Below are 24,140 nucleotides of genomic sequence, written 5' to 3'. Positions count from 1 at the left end.
GTGTGCCGACACGCAAGACATGACACGGAAGACATTATGACTGTTACTCGCAAACGCGTGGTGATAACCGGGATGGGGCACCTCTCCTCCATCGCCACCAATGTGCCTGAGTTTAAGCAGGCGCTGCTCAATAAAACCTGCGGTATTAAACCGAGTGAAAAGTACCTGGAATGGTTTGAAGACGCCAACGCTTCGGAAGTGCTGCAGCCGCTGAGCTGGCCGGGACTGTCCGACGAGATGGTTGCTTCGCTGGATAACGCCGCGCTGTGGGCCTATAAGGTGGGCCATGAAGCGCTGGAGCAGGGGGAACTGCCGCCGGGCGCGCTGCGTGACAGAACGGCGTTAATTATCGGCGTCTCCTCGGCCGGCACCGAAGCCTTTATTCCGCTGATCGAGCAGCGTATGGAGGCGTTTTCACTGCAGAAAGCCATCATTTCCGGCAGTTTCGCCTCGTGCAGCGCCATTGTCTCTTCGCTGCTGGGGCTGAAGGGCGGCTTTGAACTGGTCGCCACCGCCTGTACCGCCAGCACCAACGCCATGGGTATCGGCTATGACCTGATCCAGAACGGCAAGAACAGCACCGCGTTGGTGGTGGGCACCGAACCTATCTATCTGCCGACCTTCGCCGGCTTCTATGCGCTGCATGCCATGAAACGCACGCCGTCCAGCCCGTTCTCCGGCTCGCCGGGCATGTCGATCGGCGAAGGCGCCGGCGCGCTGCTGCTGGAAGAGTATGAGCACGCGCTGGCGCGCGGCGCGACCATCTACGGTGAAATGGTGTCGTACGCCACCTCCTGCGACGCCTACCATGAAACCGCGCCGGATCCGCGCGGCGAGGGCGCGGTACAGGTGATGCGCCACGCGCTGCAGAATGCGGCGCTGACGCCGGAAGATATCGGCTATATCAACGCGCACGGCACCGGCACCGAGGCCAACGACCGCTGTGAAACGCTGGCGATGAAGAAAGTGTTTCCCAACATCATGGACATTCCGGTCAGCTCCACCAAGGCCTATGTCGGCCACAATATCGGCTCCGCCGGTATCATTGAGCTGATCGCCTGCTTCCTGACGCTGCCGGAAAACAAAATCCTGCCGACGCTTAATTTCACCACCCCCCGTCCCAACTGCGATCTCAACTACGTGCCTAACGAGTTCCAGGACGGCGACGTCAGGTTGTTTATGAAAAACAACTACGCCTTCGGCGGCAATAACTGCTGCGTCATCGCCAGCGTAAAGCCGGAGCAGAGTCCTCCCAGCGTCTACGCGCCGAAGCGCGTGGCAATCACCGGGATGGGCGCGGTCAGCGCCGCCGGCCACACGCTGCAGGCGATGCTGCAGCGTATGTGGCAGCAGCAGACGCCGGACAGTCTGCAACCGCTGCTGCTGGATGAGGAGACGCGTGAAGAGTTCCGGCAGATGCTGGGTGCGGTCAACCAGAACAGTGAATCCCGCGCCTTCCTGAACCAGCGCTTCGCCGGTATGGACATCGACGCCGAACTGGACAAGGCGACCGGCTTGCACCAAATCACCGGTCTGGATCCGCGCAAGACGCTGCGCCGCTTCGATCCGCGCAAGGCCAACCTGATCAGCACCTTTGCGCTGCTGGCGCTGACGCAGGCGATGAACGATGCCGGGCGCAAAATCAAACGCGACGGCCAGACGCTGGGCATGATACTCGGCATGTCCAAAGGCCCGCAGGCGACGGTGGATCGCTATCTGCAGAGCCTGTTCCCGGATCCGACCAAGGTGCGGACGTCGGAATTCCCCGGCTCGCTGATGAACGCCATCTCCACCTTCTGTTCCATCTCCGAAGGTATCAAGGGGTATAACACCTCGCTGGCGACCGGCATCAACGCCGGATTAGGGGCGCTGACCTATGGTTACGAGCTGGTGCGTCAGGCGCTGCAGCCGCAGGTAATCGTCGGCGGCGCAGATGAAAACATGAGCACCTTCGCGGTGTATCTGCAGGCGCTCAGCGGCGATCTGCAGCTGACCTGCGATGCGGCGGCTTTTCAGGTGTACAGCAATCATGCACAAGGCTACATCCCCGGTGAAGGCGCGGCGATGCTGCTCCTGGAAGATCTGCAGCATGCTCAGGCGCGTGGGGCGCATATTCACGCCGAAATCATCGGCTACGGCAAAGACAACGACGGCAGCTTCTTTGATCCCCATGATGTTGTGGCCCGGTCGGCCTCGCTGTCGCGCGCCATCGGACAGGCGCTGCAGGAAGCGGCGCTCGAACCGCATGAGTTAGATCTGGTGTGCGGCACCAGCGACGGCACGCCGCTGCGCAATGCGGTGGAAGTCGACGCGCTGCGCCGTAGTCTGGGTGAGGCGCGTCGCAAGGTGCCGCTGGTCAACTATAACGGCTGGTTCGGTCTGGTCGAATCGAGCATTGGCCTGCTCAATATCGCCGTGGTCAGTGAAATCATGCGGCGCGGTGAAATCCTGCCAATTCCGTATACGCAGGAATTCTGCGCCGAAGATTTCCACTTCGTTAACGCGCCACTGCAGCAGACGGTGAATACGGCGCTGGTGATCGGCGCCACAGAAGGCGGTAACCACTACGCCGTGGTGCTGAGGAAGGCAGCGTGAAACCGCGGGTGATAGCCAGCGGCTGGGGGCAGTGCAGCCCGCTGGCGGCGGATTTTCCGGCGCTGATTGAGGCGATTTCCGCCGGACGCTGTGCGACGGGCACCCCCTGGTTCGACAGCGACGATGACTGGCAGAACCTGCGGCTGGGCAGTAATCCGCATACGGTGCACGCACCGCGCGCTGACGCCGAGCCGTGGCAGCAGCTGCAGCCGGTGATTGACGAGGCGCTGGCGATGGCCGGCCTGCAGGCGTCCGCTTTGCAGGGGCCGCGCGTGCGGGCATTCCTGGCCGGCAACGGCATGCGGCCGAATATCGCCGACTTTGCCGGCTACCAGGATCGCAATGACGGGGAAGATTTGCTGTTCTTCCCGGCGATCAAACGGCTGCATGCCGACAGTTACGCGCAGGACGCGCTGGCGCGCCGCTTTGTCGACACTTATAGCCTCGACTGGCCACCGACTTCGGTGTACAGCGCCAGCAACTCCTCGCTGACGGCGCTGCATCTGGCACAGGCCGGCATTGCCGCCGGCCGGCTCGATGTGGCGCTGGTGGCCGGTTGGCTGAAGATCGTGCTGCAGGATGTGGTGTTTATGGGCGGGCAAGGCATGCTCGGCAATGGACAATCGCAGCCGTTCAGCAATCAGGACAACAGCGTATTGCTGGCCGACGGCGCGGTGGCGTTGGTGATTGAAAGTGAAGATCACGCCAGACGGCGCGGCGTCACGCCGGCGGTCGCCATCCGCAGTTCGGTGTGCCGCCAGAGCAGCGGCGGGCGCGGCGGCGCCTTTACCGCCGATTTTCGCACCATTGCGCAAACCATCGACAGCGCGCTGCTGGCGGCCGGGCTGACGCCGCAGGATATCGCCTGCGCACTGCCGCATGCCAACGGCACCGTCGCCGGCGACAAGGCCGAAGCGATGGCGCTGCAGAAAGTGTGGGGCAAAGGCGGCATTCCGGTCGTCAGTTACAAAGGGCAGGCGGGCTATGTCGCCACCTGCAGCGGCGTGCTGGACTTTATGCTGGCGGCGGATGCCCTGCTGCAGCGGCGCCTGCTGGCCGCCGCCGGCCGTCATCCGGTCGACGCCGCTTTACCGATCCATGTGCATATGGACGCGCCGCCGCTGCCTCTGCATACCCCGCACCTGCTCAAGTCCGGCATCGGGCTGGATGGCTCGGTGACCGCCATGGTGCTCTCAGACTGCCGGGAGAGCCCCCATGAGTAAACCGTCTGAACGTCAGATACCGGCGGACGCCGTCCGCCTGGCCGGTTTTTCCCTGCTGGAGCCGAACACGCTGCTGCAGCGTTTTCAGCCTACCTGGTTCAACGTCTGGGAGGCGTCGCTGTATAAAAAAGCCAACGCCAGATCCGGCAGCCGCCAGTGGCTGCTGCGCCGCTTCGGAATTGATGATGCGATGCTGCCCGCCGAGGCACTGCGCAAAACCAATTACCGCGACTGGCTGAACGGCCTGGGCGACGCCTGCCATCAGGCGGTGGCGCAGTTGGGCGCCAAAGGCGAATTTCAGCTGCGCCATGAGCGTAATGCGTTGCTGTACGTCGACGCCTGGGGAGAAACCACCACCTTTGAAGAGGTCAACAGCTGGCGCGATGCGCTGAGCGTCGACATCCTGCCGAAAAATATCGTGCGCGACTATGGCATCAACGGCTTCAGCGGCAAGCTGCGCGGCGAGCGCAACGGGTTAATGAGCGCGCTGCTGATCGCGCAGGACATGCTGAACAGCGATCTCAGCGACAACGTGATTATCTGCGGCCACTTCCGCAGCATCCCGGTGCTGACCTTCTCGGAAATGCAGCGTTATGCCCGCGCGCGCGGCGGTACGCAGAGCAACAGCCAGGCCAGCGTAGAACGGATCGGCTGCCTGATCCTGAAAAAAACCGCCCCCGGCGGCCCCTGGCTGCACCTTAGCCGCTATCTGCGGCTGCCGGACTCGTCGCGCCAGGCCGCGCAGTATCTGGCGGACAGCTGGCTGCAGCATTGCGGCGCCAATACACGTCAAGTACTGGGCGTTACGCCGCCGGCCGGCGCGCTGCGTCAGCTGCAGCAGCAGGCGTTCGATCGTCTGCCCGTTACGCTGGCATATCGGGCGCTGAACGAACTGTACGGTGACAGCGGCTGCATGAACCCCGCGCTGTTTTGGCGCTATCTGCAGCAGTTCCCGATGCCGCCGGGCCATGCGCTGCTGAACGTGCTGGATGGCCAGGACGGCGCCTGGTTGCTGGAGAGCTGGCTGACGGAGGCGATCCCGTGAAGAAATACGGCTTGTTGATGCTGATCGCCGCCGCGCCGCTTTCGGCCGCGCCACGACCCGATTACCAGGCGGTGTACCACATTCTGCCGCTGCGCGGCGACGTGCCGATCGGGGAATACCGCGTCAGTCAGCGCTGGCAGCCGGACAGCAATAGCTACCTGCAGCAGGCCAGCATTCAGTTTCGTTGGCGGGTGCTGCTGCGCTCGCACCAGTACCGCTACCGCGATGAAGTGCGCTACGGCGCCGACGGCGGGTTCAGCTACCGGATTGAAGAAGATAACGACGGCAAGACGCGTCAGGTCAGCGGCCGCTGGCGTCCTAATGAAAGAGCGTTGACGCTGGCGACACGGTACGAGCGGCGTCAGGAGGCGAAGACGGTAGCGAAAGAGACGTTTGATTTCCCGCTGTTCGCCCTGCGCTTTCCCAACCCCTGCTCGCCGCAGCAGGCGGGGACGCAGCGCAGCCACCGGATGCTGATGCCGATTGACGGTGAAGTGGTGCAGGTCGAGAGCCGTTATGTCAACGTCGGCGATTTTACGCTGCCCGGCGACAGCGCCGTGACCATAGGGCTGTGCCAGATCGTCAGCAGCGGCCCGCGACGGGACGCGAATCACCGCTCCTGGGTCAACCGGGACGGCTATCTGGTGTACGAAATCTCTGCCGATTACCGCCTGCGGCTGGTGCCGGAGGCATCCCATTTACCGCCCAACGTTCAGGAAAAAGGATTATGACGATACACGCTGCACAACCCTTGCCCGTGGTGTCCCTGCAACAGGCCAGCAAACGCTTCGGCAAAGGCCCCGGCGCAATCACCGCGCTGGCGGCGATCAGTACCGAGATCCATGACGGCGAGTTTATCGCGCTGTGCGGGCCGTCCGGCAGCGGCAAAAGTACGCTGCTGAACCTGATGGCCGGCATCGACTATCCAACCGGCGGCCACGTCTATCTGCTGGGCAACGATCTGGCGACGCTGAACGATAAACAGACCGCGCGTCTGCGTGCCGACGCCATCGGCTTTGTCTTCCAGTTCTTCAATCTGCTGCCGGTACTGAGCGTGTTCGATAACGTCTATTACCCACTGATGCTCAACGGCTTCAGCCGCCGCGTAGCGCAGGATCAGGTGATGGACATGATCGAGAAAGTGGGGCTGGTCGACCACTACCGCCGCCAGCCCGGCGAGCTGTCCGGCGGCCAGCAGCAGCGGGTGGCCATTGCCCGCGCGCTGGTCAAGCGCCCGCGGCTGATCGTCGCCGACGAACCGACCGGTAACCTGGATACCCGCACCGGGCAGGAGATTGTCGATTTGCTGCTGACGATGAATCAGGAGCTGAAAACCACCTTTGTGATTTCGACCCACTCGCTGAAATTGCGCGATCAGGCCAGACGCGTGCTGGAAATCAAGGACGGAGAGCTGAAAAATGACTTTCACAATGCTTAAGCGTTACGGTGTCACAATATTATTGGCCATCGGCGTCAATGCTTCTGCCGCCGACCAACGCGCCGCGCCGGAGAGCGGGCGGCTACAGACCATTCTGACGATTAACGCGCAGGCGCCGATCGCCGATCTGAACCGCGCCACCGCCAGCCTGAAGGCGCAGTTTGAGCAACATGCGGATTACAGCGTCGGCAAGATGTTCTATGGCTACGGGCAGCTGTTTATCGCTACGGATTTTTTAAAGAAAAAGAACTACCTGCGCGCCGCCGAATCCTCCAAGCTGGGATTTTTCTACATTGATGAGGCGGCGGAAACGGATGACGGCGATTGGCGTCTGCGCTTTTTACGGGCGCGGATGGACGCTTTCGTACCGGCCAGCAACGGCCGCTGCGTGGTGGCGGTAAAAGATACCGACTATCTGCAGCAGAGCGCATCGCTGCCTGCGCCGCTGCGGCCGATGGTCACGCTGATGTCGGCGCGCGCGCTGGAGACCTGCAAGCAGCAGGAAAAGGCCGCCGCCGCCTGGACGGCGCTGGGCAGGCAGGGTGAAGAGGGGCAACGGCTGTTGGCGCTGCGCAATCAGCCAGCACCGGCGTGGGCGCCTGCGGAGCTGAGCCTGGTGATCCGGCCGCTGACGGAGGGCGCGTTATGATGAATATCCTGTTCTGGATCTCCAATATCATCATCGTGTATGCGCTGTTGGTGGTGGTCGTCACCGCGCTGCGCAAGCCGACCGATATCCGTTACACCTTCCTTAACCTGTTCCGCCAGCGCCGTCGCTCCGGCGTAACGCTGCTGGCCATCACCCTGGGCGGCGTGGCGGTGTTTATTTTCGGCGGTTTTGTCGACTATTCGTTCTGGGCGCTGCGGGAGCAAACCATCCGCACCAACCTCGGGCATATTCAGCTGTATGAGAAGGGCTACCTCACCGGCGGCGCCAATAATTCGCTGCAGTACACCATCAAAAACTATGACGAGGTGAAACGGCTGCTGCTGGCGGATGCGCAGATCGCGCCGCAGATCGCCACCGTCACCGGGCAGCTGGCGTTTTCCGGCATTATTTCCCAGTACGATACCGGTACCTCAACCTTCTTTACCGGCGTGGGCATTGAGCCGGAGACGTCGCTGGTGCTGGGTTCGCTGGATCGCATTATCTCCGGCAGCGATCTGTCGCGCGTGGAGCAGCAGGACATCACCGTCGGCTCCGGCATCGCCAATGCGCTGTCGGCCGGCTACAGCGACTGGGTGGATATGCTGGTGGTGAACCCGCAGGGAGGGCAGAACGCCATGTCGTCTCAGGTGCGCGGCGTGTTCCAGTCCGGCATTAAAGAGTATGACGACACGGCGATCAAACTGCCGTTGAAAACCGCGCAGCGACTGCTGCAAACCAGTGACGTCAGCAAGATCATCATCATGCTGCAGGATACCGAGCGGACGCCGGCGGTGCTGGCGCAGATCAACCGGCTGATTGAACAGCACCAGTTGCCGCTGGAGGCGCGCTCCTGGGACGATCTGGCGGTGTTCTACCACCAGGTGGTGAACCTGTTCGAAGGCATCTTCCTGTTTATCAAATCCATCGTCAGCGTGATTGTGGTGTTTATGATCGGCAACACCCTGATGATGAACGTGGTGGAGCGCACGCGCGAAATCGCCACGCTGCGGGCGCTGGGGTTAAGCCAATCTTATATCGGCCGCTTATTCGTACTGGAAGGCATCATTATCGGCATTATCGGTTCGGTGCTGAGCGTCAGCTTCGGCATTCTGATCGCCTCCATCATCAATATCAACGGCATTCCGATGCCGCCGTCGCCGGGCTATACCCAGGGCTATCTGGCCTTTGTCATGTGGGATCAGGACATCAACCTGTTCTGGTTCTCCTGCGCCTTGCCGCTGGTGACCGCATTGATTGCCTCCATTATTCCGGCGCGTCGCGCCTCAAAACTGGTGATCGCAGAAGCGTTCCGTTTCGTTTAACACTCAGGGAGAACATGAATGACTAAAGGACAAACCGTACTGATTACCGGCGCAGGGCGCGGCATCGGCATGGCCGTGGCGGAAACGCTGGCGGCGGAAGGCTATGACCTGATCCTCAACTATCGCAAGGATCAGGGCAAAAGCGCCGCCAACCTGCAGCGCTTTCAGGCGGCGGAAACCCGCGTCAAGGTACGGTTGGCAAAGGCCGACATCGGTGAAACGCGTGATATTCAGGAGATGATGAAAAAGCTGCGGGCAGACGGCGTGGAACGCATCAATCACCTGGTGCTGAACGCCGCCGCCGCACCGTTCAAAGGTTTTATGGAGATGACGCGCAGCGACTGGAAGCTGCTGTTCAACACCAACCTGATCGGCAACACCGCCTGCGTGCAGGAAGTGGCGCCGCTGATGAAAGACGGCGGCACGATTTGCGCCATTTCCAGCATGGGCAGCCAGCGGGTGTTGCCGAAATATCCGCTCGGCATCGCCAAATCGGCGCTGGAGAATCTGGTGCGCTACCTCGAAGTGGAACTGCATCCGCGCAATATCCGCGTTAACGGCGTGTGCGCCGGCATGGTCAACACCGATATGTCGCAGTTTCTGAAAGATCTGTGGCCCTCGCTGCACGACCGATACGAGCACTTGCCGCGCCGCTGGCTGCTGGAGCCGCAGGAAGTGGCGGATATCGTCTCGTTCCTGATTTCCGATCGCTCAAGCGCAATACGCGGCACCACGCTGATCGCTGATTTGGGCATGTCGCTGGAAGCTTAACCCCTATTTACGGAAGAACAGGCCATGAGAATTTCGATTATCGCCGGCTGGCTGCTATGCGGCATGTCGCTCAGCGTATGGGCCGATGAGTCATTGCCGAAATCACTGGATCGCACCGAACTGGAGAAACTGACGCAGGAAGACCAGCGTGCGCGCGACATTATCCGCAACGCGGACCGGGTCAGGGCGCCGGAGCAACCGTTCCGCTATACCCTGACGCTGACCGAGCATCGCGGCGGGCGCGATCTTACCGAGAACCAGCAGGTGCTGGATGTTTCGATGCGTTTTTATAAACCGTCGGAACGCTATGAGAAAGGCGACGCGCGTGCGCTGGTGCGCTTTGTGTCGCCGGCGCGCGATCGCGGCAAAGCGCTGCTCTCCGATCTGGACAAGATGTGGTATTACGCCCCCGACCTGCGGCGGCCGATTCCGATATCGCGTCAGCAGCGGCTGATGGGGCAAGTCTCTAACGGCGACGTGGTGGCGGCGGACTTTGATTATTCCTACATCTCCACGCTGGTCGGTGAAGAGGCCTGCGGCGACAAAACCTGCTACAAGCTGACGCTGAAGCGCCGCTGGCCTTATGTGACTTACCCGGCGATCGACTACTGGGTGGAAAAGGACACCGGCAACCCCAGCCGGGCGGACTTTCTGTCGGCGGACGGCGTGCTGATCAAACGCTCTTATTACCGCGATTACCAGCAGGCGCTGGGCCGCCTGCGGCCGGGCACCATCGTGGTGGAAGACGCGCTGCGCAAGGACAATTACACCACCATGCAATACAGCAATCTGGAGCTGGAGTCGCTGCCGGAGAGTAATTTCCAGAAAGAGTACCTGATGAGACTGAACGGATGAACCGCGTCAACCGGCTGCCGCTGGCGGGGCTGATGCTGTTGGCCTGTGGCGGTAACGCCTGGGCGGCGGCGGAGTGCCGGCTGCAGCGCGGTTTCGCCGGCGTGGAGGGCGTGGCGGCGCTGACGTCCGGTTCGTTATGGAAGTTCGACGACCCGGCGTTTCGCAACAACGCCATCGCCAACCTGTATCTGACGTCGGTGGCGCGCTGCACCCTCGGCGAAACGCTGAGCATCAAGGGGCAGGCCAGCGGCGCCTATACGCAGCAGGCGCGCCGGCCCGGTGAGCTGGAGGATAAACGGCAGCAGGGCGTGGCAATCCTCAACGAACTGGTGGCCAGCCTGGCGGTGCGCGATAACTTCTATCTCGATCTCGGCAAACTGCGTCATACCAGCGGCTATCTGTTCTCACGCGCGCCGCTCGATCTGCTGCGCAACGTCAGCGGCGGATTGCGCACCGCGCGGGTGTACGCCACCGGCGACAGTTGGCGCGGATTATACGATGAAGGCAGCTATGGCGCCGGCGGCACGCTGTACCGCAAAGAGGGCACCTATACGCTGGCGGTGCTGCCGCGGCTGAAGCGTTTTCCGCCGCGGCGCGAGGCCGCGTCGGAATGGGATGCGCTGCTGCGCACCAACGGCAGCGAGCGCTATTACGCCAGTTACACCTCTACCGGGCTGAACACATTCAACCCGACGGTATCGCTGCTGGCGGGCCAGCAAAAAACGCTGGCGCTGGGAGCCAGCGGCAATCTGACCGATAACCTGATCCTGAGCATTGAGGGCGCCGTGTCCCACGGGGAAACCTGGCGACATCTGGACAGCCGCTACGCGCGTGACATGCGTGAGGATCTGGCGTATCGCGAAGAAGCCTACCGGATAAACGGCAAGGGCATTGAAGGGGAGATCGGCGTCGGCTTGCGTTATACCACGGCCGAACAAACGGAATTCGGCGTGGAATACTATGGCCAAAGCCAGGGGTACAGCCGCAGCGAATGGCGTAATAACACTGATACCATCAGGTTTATCAACGGAGGCTATGCCGACCGGCTGGATCCGTTCTGGCTGCCGGTGGTGCGCGACAGTTTTCAGCAATATTCACGCCTGATGGCGGCGGAAACCACCAACGTCAGCCGCGGCGGCAACCTGTTCGGCAAACACTATCTGACATTTTATACCCGTACCAACAAGGAACGGGTCGGGGAGATCGATTGGTCCGTGTCGAGCATGGCCAATCTGGTCGATTACAGCACGGTACTGAATGTGCATCTCCGCGCGCCGATGAAAAACAATATTGAATTGTACGCTGGCGCCGTCGCCAGTATTGGCCGCAGGGACAGCGAATTTGGCATCTTTGGCGAAAAAGGGAATCTGTATGCAGGTATGCGAATCAGTTGGTAATCGTTTTATGGCGTCCACGCTGGCCGAGGGCTGGATGGTGATTTTTCCGGGGCAGGGATCGCCGACGATCGGCATGGGCGGCGATGTATGCGATGTTTCACCGGGCACCCGTGCGGTGTGGGATTGCGCCAGCGATATCTCCGGTATCGACATGCGGAAACTTTGTCAGAAAGGGCCGATGACGCGGCTGACCAAAACGCTGTATCGGCAGTTGGCGGTCACCACGGTTAATACGGCGATGCTGACGCTGCTGCGCGAACGCCATACGCTGCCGGAAAGCGGCTATGCCGGCCACAGCGCCGGCGAATACAGCGCGCTGTACGCGGCCGGCGTCATGAATCTGGAAACCCTGTTCCACGCCGTCAGCCGGCGGGCCGCCATCATGCAGCAACTGGCGGAACAGCGCAAAGGGGCGATGTATGTGGTGAAACCGTACGAGTATGCGGCACTGCGGCGGCTGATCGACGAGATGCAGTTGGGCGATCGGCTGAATGTCTGCTGCGACAACGGCCGCCAGCAGCAGGTGGTCGGCGGCGAGGTGGCGGTGCTGAAAACGCTGATCAATCAGCTGGCGCGGCAGGGTGTGACCACCATCAAGCTGGCGGTTAACGGCGCCTGGCATACGCCATTGATGGCGGAAGGCGTGGCGCAGATGCGTGAAGCGCTGGCAGTGCTGCCGTTCTCCTCGCCGAGCTGCCCGGTGATTATGAACCGCAGCGGCCGGGCGGAATACGCCATCGCGCAGATTAAGGAGAACCTGGCGCATCACCTGACCGATACCGTCCGCTGGCGCGACAGTATGGATCTGTGGTCAAGCATGGGCTACCGCCGTTTTCTGGAGATCGGCAATAAAAAAATACTGGGCCATCTGTTGCATGAGCACTATGCCGCAGAAAGCGGGCATGACATTCAGCATTACTATCAGCTACAGCGCGACACGCAGCGGCAGGCAGGGTAACGCGGATGATCCCGAATTTTGATACCTTCAGCACGCGCTACCTGCGGGCGGCGCGCATTCCTGTTGTACTGGTTTCTGCGTTGCTGACCTCATCGCTGCTGCGCAATGTGATCGATATCAGCCTGTGGGAGATGCTGGCCGGGCTGGGGACGATTTGTCTGTCGATCGTCTGGAGCATGATGCGTGACGGGCGCGGCTACTGGGTTTACACGGTCTATACGATGCGGGTGTACGAAACGCCGGAGGAGATCGCACGGCGTATTGAACACCTGCCGCTGGGCGGCGCGTCCAGGCTGTTTTATCAGCCGCTTGGCGCTTCGCTGGTGACGCTGGGCGTGGTAGTGGCGCTGAGCCTGGCGGCATGGCTGTGCGGACCGCAGTACCGTTATCCGCTGATTGGTCTGTTGGGCGTGGTGCTGCTGCCGGCAGTGATGTTATGGCAGTTGTATCGTTCCATTCCCTTTTTAATCCGTCAGGCGATGATGATTCATAAAGATAAAGCAAGCCATACGCCGCGGCCGCGGCGTTTACCGGGCTGTCTGGCGGAGGATCTGCTGCTCGGGCTGCTGATCAACTTTGCCCTGGTGCTGCCCATCGGCCGTAAGGCCGAGTTCAGTCTGGCGGCCGGTTACGGCAATCCGGCGTTTATCGTCGCGTTTATGATTCTGTTGACGATAGTGATGCTGTTTATGTTCTTCTTCGCCATCCGCCCACGCCGTTATGTGCTCCTGGGCGATATGCTGATCGGCAATATTGCTGCGGACTTCGCCCCCTGCGCGCCCTGGTCGCTGACTGCCAGGCTGACGCGCCCGTGGCGGCTGGTTATCTGGCTGGTGGTGGTAGCGCTGTGGAGCGTGGCGATCTGCCTGCTTTTCCAGGCGATGGAGCTGCCGCAAAGTTTTGTGCCGTTTTATCTCTGCAGTCTGCTGCCTATCGTGCTGATTTACTGTGCCGAGCGTTATCAGGCGCTGTATGACAACTACCTTGAGGCGCAGGAGATGCGGCAGCGCTATGAAACCGTCGCTGCGGCCGTCAATGGCAAGCTGAATAAAGCGTAATGGCCACAGCCCGGCAGTTGCCGGGCTGTGCGTTTACTTGGCGACCACCAGACCGGTGCCGCGACCGCGCGGATCCGAAGCGGTTTCCGGCGTGTCGTTATTGACCCGAATCACCTGAATATCGCCCATATTCCAGCCCTGATCTTCCAGCGTATAGCCCATCGTCTTCAGCTGTGCCGCCACCTCGCCGGTTAACGGCGCGAAGCTGTCGAAGTAAATGGTGTCTTTCGGCAACAGCTGATGATGCACCCGCTGTGCCGCCACCGCCTGCTGCAGCGGCAGGTGGTAGTCATAAATATTGTTCAGCACCTGGAAAATCGAGGTGAAGATCCGCGAGCCGCCCGGCGTGCCGATCACCAGCGTCACGTTACCGTCGCGGGTGACAATGGTCGGGCTCATCGAGGAGAGCATGCGTTTGCCCGGTTCGATGGCGTTGGCATCGCTGCCGACCACGCCAAACGCATTGGCGACGCCGGGCTTGGCGCTGAAATCGTCCATTTCGTCATTCAGCAGGAAGCCGGCGCCTTTGACCACCACGCCGCTGCCAAAGTCCCAGTTCAGGGTATAGGTGTTGCTGACCGCGTTGCCGTCGGCATCCACGATGGAGAAGTGGGTGGTTTGGTGGCTCTCCAGCCCCGGCCGCACCTTCTCGGTGGCGGAGATCGCCTGCGGATTGACCTCTGCCGCACGCTGCTGCAGATAGTCAGCGGCGATCAGTTTTGCTACCGGCACGTCGCTGAAATCCGGGTCGCCCAGATAGTCGGCGCGATCGGCAAACACCCGCTTCTCAATTTCTGCCAGCAGGTGGATATAGCGCGCCGAGTTCAGCTTAACACCGATAAAGTCTGCCGCGCGGTCTTCTTTAATGCCCAGCAGCTGCGCCAGCGCGATACCGCCGGAGCTGGGCAGCGGGGCGGTATACAGGGTGTTGCCGCGCCAGCTGATTTGCATCGGTTCGCGCCACTTCACCCGGTAGTCTTTCAGATCCTGTGCGCTGATCAGCCCGCCGTCCTGTTGCATCTGCCTGAGCAGCAGGGCGGCGGTTTCCCCCTGATAGAAATCCGCCGCGCCTTTATCGGCAATTCTGGTCAACGTTTTCGCCAGCTCCGGCTGTTTAAACACTACGCCCGGCTGCATCTTGCCAAAGTAGTCGCCAAAGTTGGTTTTGCCGGCAAACAGCTTATTGGCGTCTTCACGGTATTGATACTGCTGGCCGGCGACCTTAAAGCCCTGTTGCGCATAGCCGATGGCCGGCGTCAGCAGCTCCGCCCACGGCAGCTTGCCGAATTTCTTGTGCGCCTCCCACAGCCCGAGCACCGTGCCCGGCACGCCGGCGGCCTTACTGCCGATCAGGCTGAGGTTCTCAATCACTTCGCCTTTTTCATTCAGGTACATGCCTTTGCTGGCGGCCTTTGGCGCGATTTCACGGTAATCCAGGAAGTAGGGTTTGCCGTCGACGTACAGCGTCATAAAACCGCCGCCGCCAATATTGCCGGCCTCCGGATAGGTCACCGCCAGCGTAAATGCTGTCGCTACTGCGGCATCCACCGCGTTGCCGCCGGCCTTCAGGATCTGTGCCGCCACTTTGGCGCCGTATTCATCCGGTGCGGCGACGGCGCCGGCGGTGAGATCCGCCGCCAGCAGCGGGGTGCTGGTCGCCATGATGGCGGCGCTGAGCGTCAGGATTTTGAACAGACGAGTCTGCATAATGATTCCTTGTAGGGTAGATTCTTATTAGGTTTTTCCTTACCGGACAGCAGCCTGCAGAGCGGCGCCGCGATCGGCCTAAAGAAAGTAGCAGCAGAAACGGCAGGACGCCGGATGAAGGTCGGGTTTCGTGATATGGCGCAAATGGAAGAATGGCACGGCACGCCGCAGCATCCGCATGAGCTGATTCATCACCGCTGCATCGGCTGGCGCAAAGAGCCTGGTGCCTCTCCCTACCGCTGGGAGTTTGCCGAGCAGGGGCGTGATTTTGATGTGGCCGTCAATCCTCAGCTCACCACGAACGATATGGGCGTGATGGTGTACACCGCCTGCGCAGGCGGCGGTATCAGCTTTGGCATGGAGGAGACCGTTCTGCCATACCTCGCACGCGGTGAGCTGGTGACGCTGCTGGATGAATGGCTACCGACTTTCCCCGGCTTCTATCTTTATTTCCCCAGCAGAAAATATTTGGCGCCGAAGCTCCGGGCGTTTATTGATCATGTGAAGATGTAATAGATTTAATTAATAGACATAGTGATATTTTTCATTAATGGGAAATAAGCACAATCTGGCTGCACTAAAATAACTCCCGCTGCACGCCCGCAGTGAGTTTATGCCGCAAAGAAATAGCGCACACCTGTTGTTACCCACTGTTTAATAATGACTTATTAATAGTGGCATGCCTGATGCATACCTCCGTGAGCACGCTTATTCAATATAACGCATCGTTGCCTGCGCCAAATAGGGCGCCTGGCCTTTTGCCGGAGGAAATATGACCACGCTTAACCTTCCCGTCGTTGTCAGCGCACGCACCAAATGGATTCAGTTATTTCTTGGGCTGGTCTGTATGGCGTCAATATCCAGCCCGCAATATGTCTGGACATTATTAACCCGTCCGCTGGCGGAGAAAATGGGCGTGGGCCTGGCGGAGCTGCAGGTGACTTTCTCGCTGCTGATTATCCTGCAAACCTTTTTCTCCCCGTTTCAGGGCAAACTGATCGACCGCTTCGGCCCGCGCCGGTTGATCGCTATCGGTACGCTGCTGTCGGGGCTGAGCTGGGTGCTGGCCTCGCAGGTCACCAACCTGACCGGGCTGTATCTGGCCTATGGCTGCCTTGGCGGGCTGGGCACCGGTATCGTGTATGTCGGCGTGGTCGGGCTGATGGTGCGCTGGTTCCCGCAGCAGCGCGGGTTCGCCGCCGGTGCGGTTGCCGCCGGCTACGGCATGGGCGCCATTCTGACCACCTTTCCGGTAGCGAACAGTCTGGCTGCGTACGGTCTTGAACACACGCTGTGGCTGTTCGGCGCTATTTTTTCGCTGGTCGGGCTGCTGGCCAGCCAGGGGCTGAAAGCGCCGCTGGACGAAGTGACAGAGCCGGCCAGCCGTTTTGTGGCGCAGTCGTCGCGCCAGTACCGCTCCGGCGAGATGCTGCGCCAGCCGCTGTTTTGGCTGATGTTTGCCATGATGGCCATGATGTCGACCTCCGGCCTGATGGTGACCTCGCAAATGGCGATATTTGCCCGTGACTTCGGCATCGCTGACGTGGTGGTGTTCGGCATGGCGGCGCTGCCGCTGGCGTTAACGCTCGACCGCTTTACCAACGGCCTGACGCGGCCGCTGTTCGGCTTTATCTCCGACCGCTACGGCCGGGAAAAAACCATGTTTATCGCGTTTGCCCTGGAAGGATGCGCGATGACGCTGTGGCTGATGTCGCGCGATAACGCCGTACTGTTTGTGCTGCTGTCCGGCGTGGTGTTTTTTGGCTGGGGCGAGATCTTTTCGCTGTTCCCGTCAACGCTGACGGATACCTTCGGCAGTCGGCATGCCACCGCCAATTACTGCTGGTTATACATGTCGCAGGGCATTGGCTCCATCCTCGGCGGGCCGCTGGCGGCGCTGATGTATCAATATACCGGCGGCTGGCATCTGGTATTCGGCTGCGCCATTGCGCTGGATTTTATCACCGCCGGCCTGGCGCTGTGGGTGCTGCAGCCGTGGCGCCGTCGTTTTATGCAGCGGCAGGCGTGACGGAAAACGGGGATAAAAAAAACCGGTTAGCGTTCGCTAACCGGTTGTGTATCGCACGGGCGAGGGTAAATTAACGGCCGGCGACGGTGACGAAGCGGGTTTCCAGATAGGCTTCGATCGCTTCGCTGCCGCCTTCGGTGCCGTGGCCGGAGTCTTTCACGCCGCCGAACGGCGTTTCCGGCAGGCCGAAGCCGATATGGTTAATGGTCAGCATACCGCTTTCGACATCGCGACCCAGCGCGTTGACGGTGGCGATGTTGCGGCTGTAGGCATACGCCGCCAGGCCGTAAGGCAGGCGGTTGGCTTCAGCGATGGCTTCGTCATAGTCGTTGAACGGACGCAGCAGCGCCACCGGGCCAAACGGCTCTTCCGACATGGCGCGCGCGTTCAGCGGCACGTCGCGCAGTACGGTCGGCGCAAAGAAATTACCGTTGCCGGCCAGACGCTTCCCGCCGGTGGTGAGCTTGGCGCCCGTGGCAATCGCGTCCTCAACAAAGGTCTCAATCGCGTCGACGCTGCGGCCCAGCACCATTGGTCCCATGGTGACGCCGTCCTCCTGGCCGTTGCCCACCACCAGTTTATTCACTTCGGCGGTAAACTTCTCAACGAAGGCTTCGTAAACGCCCTGTTGGATCAGGAAACGGGTCGGGGCGATGCACACCTGCCCGGCGTTGCGGAACTTGGAGGCCGCCAGCTCTTTGGCCGCGGCATCCAGATCGGCATCGTCGAAAATCAGCACCGGCGCGTGACCGCCCAGCTCCATGGTGGCTTTTTTCATATGCTGGCCGGCCAGCGCCGCCAGATGTTTACCGACACGGGTGGAACCGGTGAAGGAAATTTTACGGATGGTCGGATGCGGGATCAGGTATTCGGAGATCTCCGCCGGCGTGCCGTACACCAGGCCGATAACGCCGGCCGGAATGCCGGCGTCGACGAAGGCCTGAATCAGCGCGGCCGGCGAGGCAGGGGTCTCTTCCGGGCCTTTGACAATGATCGAGCAGCCGGCCGCCAGCGCGGCGGACAGCTTGCGCACGATCTGGTTAATCGGGAAATTCCACGGCGTGAAGGCGGCCACCGGGCCGACCGGCAGCTTCAGCGTCTGCTGCTGAACGTCCTGCTGGCGCGACGGAATGATCTGGCCGTAAGTGCGGCTGGCTTCGCCGGCGAACCAGTCGATCACGTCGGCGGCACCGAGGATCTCGGCTTTTGCCTGCGCTACCGGCTTGCCTTGCTCTGCGGTCATCACTTTGGCGATGTCGCCGGCGCGTTCACGCAGCAGCACCGCCGCCTGACGCATAATGGCGGCGCGGCGGTGAGCGGAGGTTTCACGCCACAGCTTAAAACCGCGCTCGGTGGCGGCCAGTGCCAGCTCCAGATCGGCTTCGCCGGCGTGCGCCACCTGGCCGATAACGGCATCGGTGGCCGGGTTGGTGACGGTCAGGGTTTTACCGGCGACGGCGTCGCGCCATTCACCATCGATAAATAATTGCGTATTTGGGTACATATGGCCTCTTTTTAATGTCTTACTTCTGATTCAACAGCGCCAGCAGCGCTTTGGCGGTGGCCGCCGAGGAAGCGGGGTTCTGGCCGGTCACCAGCAGGTCGTCGGTGATCACGTACGATGCCCAGTCCTCGCCTTTGCTATAGCGGCCGCCATTTTGTTTCAACACCTCTTCAACCAGGAACGGAACGACGTCAGTCAGACCGACCGCATCCTCTTCGCTGTTGCTGAAGCCGGTGACGGACTTGCCTTTCACCCACGGCTGACCGCGGGAATCCTTGACATGGCGCAGCACGCCCGGCGCATGGCACACGGTGGCCACCGGCTTGCCGTGCGCCAGCGTCTCCTGGATCAGCGCGATGGAGTGGTGGTCTTCGGCCAAATCCCACAATGGCCCGTGACCTCCCGGATAGAATACCGCATCAAATTCCTGCGGCACGATCTGCGCCAGTTTCCGGGTGGAAGAGAGCGCCGCTACCGCCGGCGCGTCGTTGACAAAACGGCGGGTATCGGCGGTTTGCGATTCCTCTTCATTACTCTTCGGGTCCAGCGGCGGCTGTCCGCCGGCCGGCGAAGCCAGCACCAGCTGCACGCCGGCATCCTTGAAGATATAATAGGGCGCGGCAAACTCTTCCAGCCAGAAGCCGGTTTTTTTGCCGGTATCGCCCAGTTGGTCATGCGATGTGAGCACCATTAGAATTTTCATCATGGGTTCCTTCAGTGGGATTAGACCAGTCGTCTAGAGTGGCATGTTCGCCAGGCTAATTCTAGCCCAGTGTGGCTTTTCGCTCCGGCAACGCACAGGATGTGAACGTACTACTCAAAAACCAGGCAATTCTTTACTATGATCGCTACAGGATTTTTTTGCCAACAGGATGCTCTGATATGCAAGGCGTACCCGACAGATTCCCCGATAAAAAAGATCATGCCCATTTTCGCCATCTGTCGCAGCATGCCGGGGTAGAGCTTTATCATGCCTATATCGATCGCTACGCCTTCGCGCCCCATACGCATGATGCTTTCGGCATTGGCACCGTAGTGCAGGGCGCGGAGCGTTTTCGCTATCAGGGTGCGCAGCATCTGGCGGCGCCCGGCTCGCTGGTGCTGATGAATCCCGATGAACTGCATACCGGCGAATCCGCCAGCGACGGCGGCTGGCATTACCGCATGATCTATCTGGAACCGGCCACGCTGGCGCAAATCAGCGGCGAGGCGGACATGTGGTTCAGCGATGCGGTACGTCACGATCCGCAGGCTTCTCAGCGCATTGCCGTGACGCTGAGCGCGCTGTGGCGGACAGACGATCCGCTGGCGCAGGACGGCCTGCTGCTGGATATCGTCGATACGTTCCGCCCCCACGCGCGGCTTGCGCGGCCGACGCGTTCTGAAACCGCCCACCGTTTCGCGGTGGTGAGGGAATATCTGTGGGACAACTACGCCCAACCGGTGACGCTGGCGCAGCTGGCCGCGCTGGTGATGCTCAGCCCGTTCCACTTTCAACGTAAATTCAAGGCGGAATTCCACGTAACGCCGCACCAGATGCTGATGGCGATCCGCCTGTATCGTGCCAAACAGCTGCTGACGCAGGGGTTGCCGGCTGCACAGGTCGCAGCTGCGGTGGGGCTGAGCGATCAGGCGCACCTGACGCGCGCCTTCGCCGCTCGTTACGGTGTCACTCCCGCCGGTTATCAAAAACAGGTATTCTCTGCCTGATAACTTTTAAAACAGCAATTTGCTACAAGCCAGCCATGCCTAATTGCGTTAGATTGGCACCCATTACCGGTTATTCGCACACTGCCAGAGCGTTATCGTATGCGCTCTGGCTCTTTTTATGGAGTCACCATGTTTTTAGGGATTATGTTTGCGCTGTCTGCCGGGCTGATGTGGGGGCTGATTTTCGTCGGGCCGCTGATCGTGCCGGATTACCCTGCAGCGCTGCAGTCCACCGGTCGCTATCTGGCGTTTGGCCTGATCGCGCTGCCGCTGGCCTGGCTCGATCGCCAGCGGCTGAAAAAGCTGCGGCGCCAGGACTGGCTGGAAGCGCTGAAGTTTACCGCCATCGGTAACCTGTTGTATTACGTATGTCTGGCCAGCGCCATCCAACGCACCGGCGCGCCGATTTCCACCATGATTATCGGCACCTTGCCGGTGGTGATGTCGGTCACCGCCAACCTGTGTTACGGCCGTCATGAAGGGCGGCTCTCCTGGCGACGGTTGACGCCGGCGTTGCTGCTTATCGCCTTGGGGCTGGTGCTGGTTAACGTCGCGGAACTGCACAGCAGCACGGTGCCTGTGGATCTCTGGCGCTACGTCAGCGGTCTGGCGCTGGCGCTGCTGGCGGTAGCCTGCTGGACCTGGTATCCGCTGCGCAATGCGCGCTGGCTGCGCGAACATCCGCAGCTGCGGCCGACCACTTGGGCGACGGCAATGGGGGTAGCGACGTTGCCACTGTCGCTGGTCGGTTATCTGCTGGTCTGTGGTCAGCTGGCGCTGACACAGCCTGAGTTTGCCTTGCCGTTCGGCCCCAGACCGTGGGTGTTTGTCGCTTTGATGGTCGTGCTCGGGATTTTTTGCTCGTGGATCGGCACGCTGTGCTGGAACGAAGCCAGCCAGCGTTTACCGACGGTGCTGGTCGGGCCGCTGATCGTGTTCGAGATTCTGGCGGGGTTGGCCTACACGTTTATTCTGCGCCAGAGCTGGCCGCCGCTGCTGACCAGTGCCGGCATCGCCTGTCTGATGATCGGGGTGATTTACGCCATGCGCATCCGGCCGGAGCCGGTAGTGGTCTCGCTGGACAGCAAGGCGTAATATCTGCCGCCGACGGCGGCAGACAGGGGGTTAACGCGCGCGCTGGCTGATGATCTCATCGGCCACATTGCGCGGCGCTTCCGCGTAGTGGCTGAACTCCATGGTAAAGGTGGCGCGCCCCTGCGTCATTGAACGCAGGGTGGTGGAGTAGCCGAACATCTCGGACAGCGGCACTTTGGCATGGATCTCCTTACCGCCGCCGCCGGCGATATCCTCCATGCCCTGCAGCTGACCGCGGCGGGATGACAGATCGCCCATCACGCCGCCGGCATACTCTTCCGGCGTCTCTATTTCCACCTTCATAATCGGCTCCAGGATCACCGGGTTCGCCTGACGGCAGGCCTCTTTAAAGCCGAAAATCGCCGCCATGCGAAACGCCTGCTCCGAAGAGTCGACGTCGTGGTAAGAGCCGAAGGTCAGGTGCACCTTGACGTCCACCACCGGGAAACCGGCCAGAATGCCGTTGTTCAGCGCCTCCTGAACGCCTTTTTTCACCGCCGGGATATATTCCCCCGGCACCACGCCGCCTTTGATCTCATCGAAAAACTCGAAGCCTTTGCCGGCTTCGTTCGGTTCGACCGTTAACACCACGTGACCGTATTGGCCTTTACCGCCGGACTGGCGCACGAATTTGCCTTCCACATCGCTCACTTTGCTGCGGATGGTTTCGCGGTACGACACCTGCGGCTTGCCGGTGTTGGTGTCCACGCCGAATTCGCGCCGCATGCGGTCGACGATGATTTCCAGATGCAGTTCGCCCATACCGTAAATAATGGTCTGACCGGACTCCTCATCGGTACGTACCCGAAACGACGGATCTTCGGAAGAGAGGCGCTGCAGCGCAATGCCCATCTTCTCCTGGTCGGCTTTGGTTTTCGGTTCGATCGCCTGGGCGATCACCGGCTCCGGAAACACCATACGCTCCAGCGTGATAATCGCGTTGGGATCGCACAGCGTATCGCCGGTGGTGACGTCCTTCAGCCCGACGCAGGCGGCGATATCGCCGGCGTGCAGCTCATCGACGTCTTTGCGGTCGTTGGCGTGCATCTGCACGATGCGGCCGATGCGCTCTTTCTTGCCTTTCACCGGGTTGTAGACGCTGCTGCCTTTCGCCAGCACGCCGGAGTAGACGCGCACAAACGTCAGTTGGCCGACGAACGGATCGGTCATCAGTTTGAACGCCAGCGCCGAGAATTTTTCCTCATCGTCGGCATGGCGCACCACGATCCGATCATCCTCATCGTGGCCTTCCATCGGCGGTACGTCGAGCGGCGAGGGCATCAATTCTATTACCGCGTCCAGCATGCGCTGCACGCCTTTATTGCGGAACGCCGAACCGCACAGCATGGGTTGAATTTCGCCGGCGATGGTGCGCGCGCGCAGGCCGGCGGTAATCTCCGCCTCGCTCAGCGCTTCGCCAGCCAGGTATTTCTCCATCAGCGCTTCTGAGCCTTCGGCGGCGGCTTCCACCATTTTCTCCCGCCATTCGTCGGCCTCGGCCTGCAGCTCGACGGGAATGGCCTCAAAGCGGAAGGTCATGCCCTGGCTGGCGTCGTCCCACAAAATGGCCTGCATGCGGATGAGATCCACCACGCCGCTGAAGTTATCTTCAGCGCCGATCGGAATGACAATCGGCACCGGGTTGGCCTTCAGGCGGTCGATCATCATCTGCCGCACGCGGAAAAAGTTGGCGCCGACGCGATCCATCTTGTTGACGAATGCCAGCCGCGGCACATGATATTTATTGGCCTGCCGCCAGACGGTTTCCGACTGCGGCTGAACGCCGCCCACCGAGTCATAGACCATCACCGCGCCGTCGAGCACACGCATCGAGCGCTCGACCTCAATGGTAAAATCGACGTGTCCCGGGGTGTCGATAATATTGATGCGGTGCTGCGGATAATTATGTTCCATGCCGTTCCAAAAGCAGGTGGTCGCCGCCGAGGTGATGGTGATCCCGCGCTCCTGTTCCTGTGCCATCCAGTCCATCGTTGCTGCGCCGTCGTGCACTTCGCCCAACTTGTGACTGACCCCGGTGTAAAACAGAATCCGCTCGGTGGTGGTAGTTTTGCCGGCATCGATATGTGCCGAGATGCCGATATTGCGGTAACGTTCGATAGGGGTAGTGCGTGCCATAATTAACCTTGCTTAGCCGTGTGGCGTTTGACTCGGCGCCGCTGCGGGCGCCATATACCCGTTAATGAAAGGGCGCCCCGGCGTGGGGCGCTCATACCGTATCCGGCGCTGTCGCTGCCGGATGCTCCTTAATCGTAGTTTACCCCGGTGATTTTATTAACCTATGGCTGCGATAGGCGTAGCTTTTCAATATGTTGATTTTATTGTTATTGCTTTTACCCCGGAAGTGACAGGATGAGGCAGATAACACCCGCAGGCCTGAGAGTGGCGATCGGCGCGTGGTGGCTGGTATAATCTAGCGTGAATATGAACACGCCCGGGCGTAGTTTCCCTGGGCGCTCGGATGGAAAACGGCCGGTGTTAACCGGCCATGATTTAATTTGACGGGGTAATTGTTTTTTTCAATCGCCGGGCTAACATGAAGATCAACTTGCAACACACTATTGATATAAGAACATTTAAAGCAAATGCAATTAATAGCGCTGCAAGATCATATGGCTCTGGATATCCACCGATAATATCCGTTATATATATTGCAGTATCCAATGACATGATATGACTCATGTTTACTCTAATGAAATAGTAATATGGTAACCACGCACCCATAATTATCATTAGTACGATGAAAACAGCTATCTTTGCCAGTAT

At 60.5% G+C, this 24,140-nt stretch carries 20 protein-coding genes; 16 read left to right on the top strand and 4 right to left on the bottom strand.

Features of this window, described 5'->3' with window-relative positions; all coding sequences use genetic code 11:
* Positions 1–36 precede the first annotated feature (36 nt).
* From HF675_RS12310 to HF675_RS12255, 12 genes are read left to right on the top strand one after another with little or no spacing between them, the layout of a single operon-like run.
* Positions 37–2,595 (top strand): beta-ketoacyl-[acyl-carrier-protein] synthase family protein, encoded by a 2,559-nt coding sequence (locus HF675_RS12310; protein ID WP_111737101.1) that lies wholly within the window; start codon positions 37–39, stop codon positions 2,593–2,595.
* The gene (locus HF675_RS12305) at positions 2,592–3,818 is read left to right on the top strand and encodes a beta-ketoacyl synthase N-terminal-like domain-containing protein (RefSeq protein ID WP_187043112.1); all 1,227 of its coding nucleotides are present in this window, start codon (positions 2,592–2,594) and stop codon (positions 3,816–3,818) included. Before HF675_RS12310 ends, HF675_RS12305 begins: the two co-directional genes overlap by 4 nt.
* The gene (locus HF675_RS12300; protein ID WP_187043111.1) at positions 3,811–4,863 is read left to right on the top strand and encodes a hypothetical protein; all 1,053 of its coding nucleotides are present in this window, start codon (positions 3,811–3,813) and stop codon (positions 4,861–4,863) included. The genes HF675_RS12305 and HF675_RS12300 overlap by 8 nt, the downstream gene beginning before the upstream one ends.
* Positions 4,860–5,594, top strand: coding sequence for a hypothetical protein (locus tag HF675_RS12295; RefSeq protein WP_111737098.1), 735 nt, complete (start codon positions 4,860–4,862; stop codon positions 5,592–5,594). Before HF675_RS12300 ends, HF675_RS12295 begins: the two co-directional genes overlap by 4 nt.
* On the top strand, positions 5,591–6,301 hold the full coding sequence (locus HF675_RS12290; RefSeq protein ID WP_105231132.1) for an ABC transporter ATP-binding protein: 711 nt from the start codon (positions 5,591–5,593) through the stop codon (positions 6,299–6,301). Before HF675_RS12295 ends, HF675_RS12290 begins: the two co-directional genes overlap by 4 nt.
* Positions 6,282–6,950 (top strand): hypothetical protein, encoded by a 669-nt coding sequence (locus tag HF675_RS12285; protein WP_187043110.1) that lies wholly within the window; start codon positions 6,282–6,284, stop codon positions 6,948–6,950. The genes HF675_RS12290 and HF675_RS12285 overlap by 20 nt, the downstream gene beginning before the upstream one ends.
* A complete protein-coding gene (locus tag HF675_RS12280) occupies positions 6,947–8,272 on the top strand; it encodes an FtsX-like permease family protein (RefSeq protein ID WP_187043109.1) in 1,326 nt (441 codons plus the stop codon). The genes HF675_RS12285 and HF675_RS12280 overlap by 4 nt, the downstream gene beginning before the upstream one ends.
* Before the next feature lie 18 nt (positions 8,273–8,290).
* Positions 8,291–9,043, top strand: coding sequence for an SDR family oxidoreductase (locus HF675_RS12275; RefSeq protein WP_105231135.1), 753 nt, complete (start codon positions 8,291–8,293; stop codon positions 9,041–9,043).
* Positions 9,044–9,067: 24 nt separating this feature from the next.
* Complete coding sequence (locus HF675_RS12270; protein ID WP_232251546.1) at positions 9,068–9,898, top strand: outer membrane lipoprotein-sorting protein; 831 nt, start codon at positions 9,068–9,070, stop codon at positions 9,896–9,898.
* Positions 9,895–11,295, top strand: a complete 1,401-nt coding sequence (locus tag HF675_RS12265) for a hypothetical protein (RefSeq protein ID WP_105231136.1) — start codon at positions 9,895–9,897, stop codon at positions 11,293–11,295. The genes HF675_RS12270 and HF675_RS12265 overlap by 4 nt, the downstream gene beginning before the upstream one ends.
* A 7-nt stretch (positions 11,296–11,302) precedes the next feature.
* Positions 11,303–12,253 carry an ACP S-malonyltransferase gene (locus tag HF675_RS12260; protein ID WP_255427279.1) on the top strand — a complete coding sequence of 317 codons (951 nt, stop codon included), beginning with the start codon at positions 11,303–11,305 and terminating at the stop codon, positions 12,251–12,253.
* 5 nt (positions 12,254–12,258) lie between these two features.
* The gene (locus HF675_RS12255; protein WP_105231138.1) at positions 12,259–13,311 is read left to right on the top strand and encodes a hypothetical protein; all 1,053 of its coding nucleotides are present in this window, start codon (positions 12,259–12,261) and stop codon (positions 13,309–13,311) included.
* Positions 13,312–13,344: 33 nt separating this feature from the next.
* Here the strand turns inward: HF675_RS12255 and ggt are convergent, their stop codons facing one another.
* Positions 13,345–15,018 (bottom strand): gamma-glutamyltransferase, encoded by a 1,674-nt coding sequence (gene ggt / locus HF675_RS12250; protein ID WP_105231139.1) that lies wholly within the window; start codon positions 15,016–15,018, stop codon positions 13,345–13,347.
* Between the two features lie 114 nt (positions 15,019–15,132).
* Between ggt and HF675_RS12245 the strand changes: the two genes are divergently transcribed.
* Together HF675_RS12245 and oxlT are read left to right on the top strand one after the other, a co-directional pair.
* Complete coding sequence (locus HF675_RS12245) at positions 15,133–15,531, top strand: LysR substrate-binding domain-containing protein (protein ID WP_255427278.1); 399 nt, start codon at positions 15,133–15,135, stop codon at positions 15,529–15,531.
* 259 nt (positions 15,532–15,790) lie between these two features.
* The gene (gene oxlT, locus HF675_RS12240; protein ID WP_187043107.1) at positions 15,791–17,047 is read left to right on the top strand and encodes an oxalate/formate MFS antiporter; all 1,257 of its coding nucleotides are present in this window, start codon (positions 15,791–15,793) and stop codon (positions 17,045–17,047) included.
* A 70-nt stretch (positions 17,048–17,117) separates the two neighbouring features.
* Here the strand turns inward: oxlT and HF675_RS12235 are convergent, their stop codons facing one another.
* Positions 17,118–18,551 carry an NAD-dependent succinate-semialdehyde dehydrogenase gene (locus tag HF675_RS12235; protein ID WP_111737093.1) on the bottom strand — a complete coding sequence of 478 codons (1,434 nt, stop codon included), beginning with the start codon at positions 18,549–18,551 and terminating at the stop codon, positions 17,118–17,120.
* A gap of 19 nt (positions 18,552–18,570) precedes the next feature.
* The gene (locus HF675_RS12230; protein WP_105231142.1) at positions 18,571–19,254 is read right to left on the bottom strand and encodes a type 1 glutamine amidotransferase domain-containing protein; all 684 of its coding nucleotides are present in this window, start codon (positions 19,252–19,254) and stop codon (positions 18,571–18,573) included.
* 179 nt (positions 19,255–19,433) lie between these two features.
* Here HF675_RS12230 and HF675_RS12225 point away from each other — a divergent pair, with 179 nt between their 5' ends.
* Positions 19,434–20,261, top strand: a complete 828-nt coding sequence (locus HF675_RS12225) for an AraC family transcriptional regulator (protein ID WP_111737092.1) — start codon at positions 19,434–19,436, stop codon at positions 20,259–20,261.
* Positions 20,262–20,390: 129 nt separating this feature from the next.
* Positions 20,391–21,356 carry a DMT family transporter gene (locus tag HF675_RS12220; RefSeq protein ID WP_105231144.1) on the top strand — a complete coding sequence of 322 codons (966 nt, stop codon included), beginning with the start codon at positions 20,391–20,393 and terminating at the stop codon, positions 21,354–21,356.
* Positions 21,357–21,386: 30 nt separating this feature from the next.
* Here the strand turns inward: HF675_RS12220 and fusA are convergent, their stop codons facing one another.
* Complete coding sequence (gene fusA / locus HF675_RS12215; RefSeq protein WP_111737090.1) at positions 21,387–23,492, bottom strand: elongation factor G; 2,106 nt, start codon at positions 23,490–23,492, stop codon at positions 21,387–21,389.
* Positions 23,493–24,140: the final 648 nt, after the last annotated feature.

Origin of the sequence: Serratia sp. JUb9, assembly GCF_014298095.1 — a bacterium.
Classification (GTDB): Bacteria; Pseudomonadota; Gammaproteobacteria; order Enterobacterales; family Enterobacteriaceae; genus Serratia_B; species Serratia_B rhizosphaerae.
This window is presented reverse-complemented; position numbering and strand designations above follow the sequence as displayed.

Bases quoted from the DNA above. Each gene is read 5' to 3' on its own strand.
- HF675_RS12310 (WP_111737101.1), top strand. From the start codon at position 37: ATGACTGTTACTCGCAAACGCGTGGTGATAACCGGGATGGGGCACCTC.
- HF675_RS12300 (WP_187043111.1), top strand. From the start codon at position 3,811: ATGAGTAAACCGTCTGAACGTCAGATACCGGCGGACGCCGTCCGCCTG.
- HF675_RS12290 (WP_105231132.1), top strand. From the start codon at position 5,591: ATGACGATACACGCTGCACAACCCTTGCCCGTGGTGTCCCTGCAACAG.
- HF675_RS12285 (WP_187043110.1), top strand. From the start codon at position 6,282: ATGACTTTCACAATGCTTAAGCGTTACGGTGTCACAATATTATTGGCC.
- HF675_RS12280 (WP_187043109.1), top strand. From the start codon at position 6,947: ATGATGAATATCCTGTTCTGGATCTCCAATATCATCATCGTGTATGCG.
- HF675_RS12275 (WP_105231135.1), top strand. From the start codon at position 8,291: ATGACTAAAGGACAAACCGTACTGATTACCGGCGCAGGGCGCGGCATC.
- HF675_RS12270 (WP_232251546.1), top strand. From the start codon at position 9,068: ATGAGAATTTCGATTATCGCCGGCTGGCTGCTATGCGGCATGTCGCTC.
- HF675_RS12265 (WP_105231136.1), top strand. From the start codon at position 9,895: ATGAACCGCGTCAACCGGCTGCCGCTGGCGGGGCTGATGCTGTTGGCC.
- HF675_RS12260 (WP_255427279.1), top strand. From the start codon at position 11,303: ATGGCGTCCACGCTGGCCGAGGGCTGGATGGTGATTTTTCCGGGGCAG.
- HF675_RS12255 (WP_105231138.1), top strand. From the start codon at position 12,259: ATGATCCCGAATTTTGATACCTTCAGCACGCGCTACCTGCGGGCGGCG.
- ggt (WP_105231139.1), bottom strand. From the start codon at position 15,018: ATGCAGACTCGTCTGTTCAAAATCCTGACGCTCAGCGCCGCCATCATG.
- HF675_RS12245 (WP_255427278.1), top strand. From the start codon at position 15,133: ATGAAGGTCGGGTTTCGTGATATGGCGCAAATGGAAGAATGGCACGGC.
- oxlT (WP_187043107.1), top strand. From the start codon at position 15,791: ATGACCACGCTTAACCTTCCCGTCGTTGTCAGCGCACGCACCAAATGG.
- HF675_RS12235 (WP_111737093.1), bottom strand. From the start codon at position 18,551: ATGTACCCAAATACGCAATTATTTATCGATGGTGAATGGCGCGACGCC.
- HF675_RS12230 (WP_105231142.1), bottom strand. From the start codon at position 19,254: ATGAAAATTCTAATGGTGCTCACATCGCATGACCAACTGGGCGATACC.
- HF675_RS12225 (WP_111737092.1), top strand. From the start codon at position 19,434: ATGCAAGGCGTACCCGACAGATTCCCCGATAAAAAAGATCATGCCCAT.
- HF675_RS12220 (WP_105231144.1), top strand. From the start codon at position 20,391: ATGTTTTTAGGGATTATGTTTGCGCTGTCTGCCGGGCTGATGTGGGGG.
- fusA (WP_111737090.1), bottom strand. From the start codon at position 23,492: ATGGCACGCACTACCCCTATCGAACGTTACCGCAATATCGGCATCTCG.